This window comes from Labrenzia sp. 011 (assembly GCF_003075075.1).
In the GTDB taxonomy this organism is placed as follows: domain Bacteria; phylum Pseudomonadota; class Alphaproteobacteria; order Rhizobiales; family Stappiaceae; genus Roseibium.
Genome location: NZ_QCYM01000045.1, coordinates 1 through 4,435 on the forward strand (window position 1 = coordinate 1; position 4,435 = coordinate 4,435).

Genomic DNA, 4,435 nt, shown 5'->3' on the forward strand with positions numbered 1-4,435 from the left:
TCCACGGTATAGATCCCCGAACCCTCCTGCCGTCATCGCAGAAGGAAAATAGGTGGACGACTTTTACGCCGCCCGCAGCAGGACTATCCCGCCGCTACCGTGGTCGAATTTTGCACCGCCGATCTCAGCCAGATGGGACGGTTCGAGACCAATACGCTGACGGCCTACAAGAACCTGGCGGCGTTGGTTGATCTTTCTGGCAAGTGGATTAACCGGGTTCAACGGTTGCGCAGATCACCCAATCTGATCCTGGATATCGACAGTTCCGAAAGCCCGGTTCATGGCAACCAGGAAGGTTCTGCTTACAACGGTCATTTTGCCAAGACTTGTTATCATCCGCTGTTTGTCTTCAACCAGCATGGCGATCTGGAGAGATGTGCCTTACGCTCCGGCAACACGCATAGTGCGGATAACTGGCGAACCGTGCTTGATCCAATCGTCAAGCACTATCGTTGGTCCGGCCTGTGGCGCAAATATCTGCGTGACGATGCCGCCTTCGCCATCCCTGAACTGCTCGATTATCTGGAAGCCAATGGGTTTGGTTATGCCATCTGGCTGAAGGCCAACAAGGTTCTGCAACGGCGTATTGCCTATCTGCTCAAGCGCAGGCCCGGACGTCCCTCAAACAAAATCGAACGCCATTACGCCAACATCACCACATCAATCAGACTCATCTGGGGGATATCGGTTATAGCGGCGCGAAATTCGGCGCTTGCATCAGCAGTAAGCGCAGCTTCACCGATGCTATCTCCTGTAGCTGCGATGGTCTTCAATCGATCCGCGGCATCAATTAAGCTGCCAGCCGCATCGTCATACCCGCCTTCTTTCAAGTATCTGGCCGTGACAATGAATTGGTCAGCCAATTCACGAAACAAAATCACAAATGATGAGTTCATTTTTCACCTATGTGTGTTGAAGGTGGATATTCAAGATTTCAGGCGTTTAATCAGCAACCAGGTTGGGATCGACGTAAGCAGTATCAATTGGGACGAGAGAGAGATCCCAAGTATTCCACGAAAAGAAATCCAGTCACTTCGATGTGAAAACAATAAATTTGTGTAAAAAAAGGAATTTAAAAGGAAAATAAACGAGGCAAGCAACAGAAACCCTACAGAGCTACCAAGTTTGCTGTTTTTTTCATTCCTCACTTGCATTTCTTCAACAGATTTTCTAATTTTATCAAAGTGCCATAAGTAATAAACATTGCTTATCCCGTTCACACAGGTGGTAACCATATCTAGCGTTCGTGCGTGACTTCTTAACCTCTCTCCCCTATTCCGGCGCCCATGAGCGCCCTGTTTCCAACGCGTTGGCGGAATGACAAGCCACCATCCCTCGAGAAGTTCATGGAGGACTTCCCGAACGATTACGCGTGCGCCGAGTATCTGGAGCGGAAGCGGTGGCCTGGCGGGTTCGCCTGTCCGCATTGCGGCGGTCGCCGCGGCTGGCGCTTGGAGGCGCGGCCTTGGGTGTTCGAATGCGCAGGAGATGGCGACACGCAGGACGGAAGGCGATGCCGACGCCAAACATCTCTGATCGCGGGCACCGTCATGCACGGCACTCACATCCCGATCCGGAAGTGGTTCATCGCGGCTTTTCTTGTCGCGACGCACTCGAATGGAATTTCCGCCCTCCAGCTTCAGTCCAAGCTCGGGTTGGGGTCCTACAAGTCGGCCTGGCTGCTTCTGCACAAACTCCGACGGGCGATGGTAAACCCCGACCGTGAGAAGCTGTCCGGCACAGTCGAGATCGATGAGACCTTCATTCCGTATCGAAAAATCAGCGACCCCATCGATCTGGGGAGCGGCAATTGGTCGACGAACTCGCTGATCGTCGTCGGCGCCGTCGAAGTCAAATCCGGACGAAAGTTCGGACGGATCCGCCTCAAAAAGATTTGCCGCACCGCGCGAGTGGAGCTTAGACAGTTCGTGCTGGACAACACCGTGCCCGGAACGGACGTCATCACCGACGGAAAAACCGCATATGACGAGCTTGACGGCCGCAATCACTTCCCAAAGAATCTGAGCGAGAAAAACGCGCTGCCCGCACATATTCAGCTACCCGGAATCCACCGGGTCTTTTCGAACATGAAGCGGTTCAGCATGGGGGTCTATCATGGGCTCCGCGAGAAACATCTCGACGCATATCTGAACGAAATCGAGTTCCGCTGGAACCGCCGACGTCATTTCCAGACCAACCTGGACACGCTTCTTGGTCTGGGCGTCCGGCACCGTCCCGTCACCTATCGGGACATCGTCGGCGACACCTCCGAATGGAAGGTCCTGCACCGGAAAGAAATCTATCGTGCCGTCGATCCGGAACGCCTCAAGGCGGCGAAGCTCATCGCGAAAGCCGAGCGTAGGGACGCACTGGACGTTCTTGCGGAACTTCCGCGGGAGAAGCGAACCTATGAGCGGAAATCACCCTCCCGGCCGATATTGGCAATGCGGCCGGAGGATAAAAGGCGCGTGACACGGAGATATGCGCATCCGCCGAAGCCGTGGTGGACGGAGCAACAAGTGATGTGCCCTGCGTAAGTGATGAAATTCGGCCGTGTGTCCGATAGTTCCTTATTCCTTTGCGTCTCGATGTTTTCATGAGCGGTAAATCGGTCAAGAATGAGGCTCTGGCATGAGGAATGGATCATTGATAATTGCGGCCGCTCAAACCCTTGTTTCGGAAGATTTGTCTGCCAATGCGGCGTCAATAAAGTTGGTGCTTGTGGACGCTGCCCAGCAGGGCGCGCGACTGGTAAATTTCTGCGAAGGCGCACTCTCTGGCTATTCAAAGGCGCAGATTAAGTCGCCGGAAAACTGGGCATCCTTCAACTGGGCGGCCCAAGAGAGGGAGCTGCGAAGCATTGCTAACCTGTGCGGTGAACTTGGGATTTACGCCGTCGTGGGAGGTGCACACAAGCTAACGGCCAGTTTACGCCCCCATAACAGCCTTTATGTATTCTCAGATTCTGGAAGTTTGCTCACCAGATACGATAAGCGCTTTCTTTCAAATTCCGAGATCAACGACTGGTACACGCCCGGTGCTGACCCGATCATATTCGAGGTCGACGGATATCGGTTCGGTTGCGCTCTCTGCATAGAGTCGCAGTTCCCGGAAGTGTTCATGGAATACGAGCGGAACGGTGTGGATGCCGTGCTCTTCGGTTCGTATGGAATTCCGGAATATTTTCAGATCGCTTTGAGGGCGCACGCTGGTCTTAACTGCATTTGGATCAGCGCCGCGACCCCGGCTCAGGAAGCGCCCAATGGTCCTGCCGGAATTGTGGGACCCGACGGCATTTGGTCGTCGCGAAGCTCGGAAAACCCCATTTCGTGTTTTTCGATGACTGTTTTGGACAGAAGTAATCCTGCCTACGATATCCCGCTCCAGAAGGCTCGTCCATGGAGGGCAAGAGCCCGTCTCGGTGACATCTATCAGGAAAAAATGGTCTTGGATGCACGGAGCCAGAACAAAAGTTCTTACTGAGACTTGAGCCCTTCGAGGACCAAGTGCAGCATCTAAGGATGCCATCAAGATCGAAACTCGGATTGTTATTTCTTCATGCTCTTCCGCTTGACGGCTCGATGTGGGCGGGGCAAGGCAAATTGCTCCCGAACTCAACCTATACGCCAACACTCTATTCTCTTGGAGCCTCCGTCGAGGATTGGGCTGCTTCCGCTTTGCGTCAGGTAAGAGAAGAACGACTTATTGTCGTGGGCTGTTCGGTTGGAGGTTCGTGTGCACTGGAAGTGGCGGCGGCTGCTCCTGAGAGAGTTGCCGCATTGGTTTTGATTGGCACGAAGGCTCGCCACAATCCAAACTCACAGCTGTATGCGTCCGCGCTTGATTTGATAACGGAGCAAGGTTTGGAGGCCGCCTGGGCGGCTTTCTGGGCTCCTCTGTTTTCGCAAAAAGCTAGTTCGGCGGCAGTAAATGCCGCCAAAGAGATTTTCAATCGGCAGTCTGCCAATGATATTGCAAATGGGATTGCGGCATTTCACACAAGACCGAGCCGTGACCAATTTTTATCGCGCTTTTCAGGATCGCTGACGGTTGTTTCTGGAGAGGATGATGTTGCGCCAGGTGTCGAGGTAAGTACGAAACAGGCTGCTTCCGCCAGCAAAGGCACGTTGGAGATCATTCCGGAGTGCGGTCACTATGTGCCGCTGGAAAAGCCCGAATACCTAAACAAAATTCTTCGAGACGTCATATCCGCTCACGGCACAATTTGAGGGATACTGTCCTTTCTCGTCGTCAGTCCCGTTTTTTGGTGTGAATTTCCGACGGATATCTGTCTGCGCAGAGGCGAATCTGTTCAACTGCAATGAGTTAAACCAGTTTCGCCTCTCCTTTACACTACATGTGGTGTGTCCCTGAGCGAACGGGATAAGCAATTAATAAACAAGGCAGAACGCGATAGAAAGAGCAGACGTATAGT

The 4,435-nt window shown here is 53.2% G+C and carries 2 protein-coding genes and 2 pseudogenes; all 4 read left to right on the forward strand.

Translation table 11 applies throughout. The annotated features are described in order from the left end of the window. Window positions 1–126: 126 nt before the first annotated feature. Window positions 127–657: pseudogene (locus DCO57_RS24020) on the forward strand (transposase); the annotation flags it as partial. 629 nt (window positions 658–1,286) lie between these two features. Then, window positions 1,287–2,270 (forward strand): annotated as a pseudogene (locus DCO57_RS22060) (IS1595 family transposase); the annotation flags it as partial. Window positions 2,271–2,646: 376 nt separating this feature from the next. Further along, window positions 2,647–3,483 (forward strand): carbon-nitrogen hydrolase family protein, encoded by an 837-nt coding sequence (locus DCO57_RS22065; RefSeq protein ID WP_116701079.1) that lies wholly within the window; start codon window positions 2,647–2,649, stop codon window positions 3,481–3,483. Window positions 3,484–3,521: 38 nt separating this feature from the next. Next, complete coding sequence (locus tag DCO57_RS22070) at window positions 3,522–4,229, forward strand: alpha/beta hydrolase (RefSeq protein WP_116701078.1); 708 nt, start codon at window positions 3,522–3,524, stop codon at window positions 4,227–4,229. Window positions 4,230–4,435: the final 206 nt, after the last annotated feature.

Coding starts and splice junctions, on each gene's coding strand:
- DCO57_RS22070 (WP_116701078.1), top strand. CDS start 3,522: ATGCCATCAAGATCGAAACTCGGATTGTTATTTCTTCATGCTCTTCCG.